Source organism: Atopobium sp. ICM42b, from assembly GCA_000564995.1.
Lineage (GTDB): Bacteria > Actinomycetota > Coriobacteriia > Coriobacteriales > Atopobiaceae > Lancefieldella.
This window is the reverse complement of the sequence record JDFH01000008.1, coordinates 1-1,927: the sequence shown is the minus strand read 5'-3', so window position 1 is coordinate 1,927 and position 1,927 is coordinate 1. Positions and strand designations below refer to the sequence as shown.

Below are 1,927 nucleotides of genomic sequence, written 5' to 3'. Positions count from 1 at the left end.
AATGCGTTTTCAATACTATTGTGGTGAATACCTTTTGAAGGCATTAATCCATGGGTTATCAGTGATTGAATGATTACAGACCTAATAATCGAATAACCATAGTCTAGAGAAGGAGTCCAATCACTATTTCGTCGTGATCCATCCGTAATTAAAATTTTGAAGTAGGCCTGAGCCGCTACAGCTTCTCGGTTAGTTGCATCACCGGACTGTATTTTATCAATTAGCTTGCGAACTGAATGAAATGGAAGGTTTAAATATTCTAAACAGAGTGACTGGTTAAAAATTTTGGCAGAAACGATCGATTTCCATTGTTGCTTTTGTAAAGGCTTCTTCACATTAAATTGAAGGCTAATTAACTCGTTTTGCCGGCAATTACCCGTGAGGGGAAGAATAATTGCCGCTGGAATATGGTTAGTTCCACAACACAAAATACTTGCTTTATTTTTGCTAATTTCTGTTATAAGTCTTTCTGTAATGACAACTGCAGGATGATCAATAGTAATCATCCCTATATCTTCTATAGGGATAGAGATAATTCCTTCTTCATGTTTATCGATTTGAAGCTGAGAATGCTTACAGGATAAATATGCCGCTGACCGAATTGCTATTGAGTATTGCACAATTCACCTCTTAATAAGAAGCTTTCTGATACAATATGCGTATGTTTTGATTCATACTTTCTGGGAGATCGTACGGATCTAGACAAGGCCAAGCATTTTTATGCTTGAGCCGCAAACGAAGCCCGGGGTAACCCGGGCTAGTTTTTTTAAATTATATCAACTATCGTGAATTTTTTGGAGAAGTTTGTATAGTTTTCAAAATACTAAACCCTTGAATTCCCTGTTAAACAAGGAAAACAAGGGCTTGGTATTTTACTACCTGGGAGATCGTACGGTAATCAAGACGATGGACACGTTTACTTATATAACTGGTCTATTTTACTACCTGGGAGATCGTACGGTAATCAAGACCTCCTTAACAGCTTTATCAGTAAAAGTCACATTTTACTACCTGGGAGATCGTACGGTAATCAAGACAAAATAGAGTTGTAAAGGGTAAGCCAGCAGATTTTACTACCTGGGAGATCGTACGGTAATCAAGACCTAAAGTTTGCGTAACTGGTAGGCTAACACATTTTACTACCTGGGAGATCGTACGGTAATCAAGACACTTTGACGCTAGCGGTTACGCAGCTACTGATTTTACTACCTGGGAGATCGTACGGTAATCAAGACATTCAAGACGATGATGCATTTAGGCAGTTCATTTTACTACCTGGGAGATCGTACGGTAATCAAGACCTTGAGATTGCTCCATACCCTGGATACGTCATTTTACTACCTGGGAGATCGTACGGTAATCAAGACAACAATCGAATTGAAAGCGTCACTAACAAGATTTTACTACCTGGGAGATCGTACGGTAATCAAGACAAAGACTATGGCGTAAAAGTCACAGTCGGCATTTTACTACCTGGGAGATCGTACGGTAATCAAGACGCTCCGCTCATGTCGCCCCATGTATGATCCATTTTACTACCTGGGAGATCGTACGGTAATCAAGACAGACGGTCTAACAGTCATCAAAGGCATGGTATTTTACTACCTGGGAGATCGTACGGTAATCAAGACCAACTGGTATTGACGGTCTTCCAACGTCACATTTTACTACCTGGGAGATCGTACGGTAATCAAGACATCACATCATTTGGCGATGCTTTAAATGCGATTTTACTACCTGGGAGATCGTACGGTAATCAAGACAAAATAATGCGAGAACCCTTAGGGCTCAGAATTTTACTACCTGGGAGATCGTACGGTAATCAAGACCAGAAGGTTTGCAGAACCTATCAGCGTATGATTTTACTACCTGGGAGATCGTACGGTAATCAAGACATGGGCGGTTGCACTTATGATCGATGTTACCC

1 protein-coding gene and 1 CRISPR repeat array are annotated in these 1,927 nt (G+C 40.3%); the gene reads right to left on the bottom strand.

Going from position 1 to position 1,927, the window contains the following annotated elements; genetic code table 11:
- The coding region (gene cas1 / locus HMPREF1493_RS03065) for a type II CRISPR-associated endonuclease Cas1 (protein ID WP_035427768.1) at positions 1 to 620 on the bottom strand (620 nt) is incomplete at its 3' end.
- Positions 621 to 869: 249 nt separating this feature from the next.
- A CRISPR array of direct repeats spans positions 870 to 1,895; the repeat unit is 36 nt; unit sequence ATTTTACTACCTGGGAGATCGTACGGTAATCAAGAC.
- Between the last annotated feature and the right edge of the window lie 32 nt (positions 1,896 to 1,927).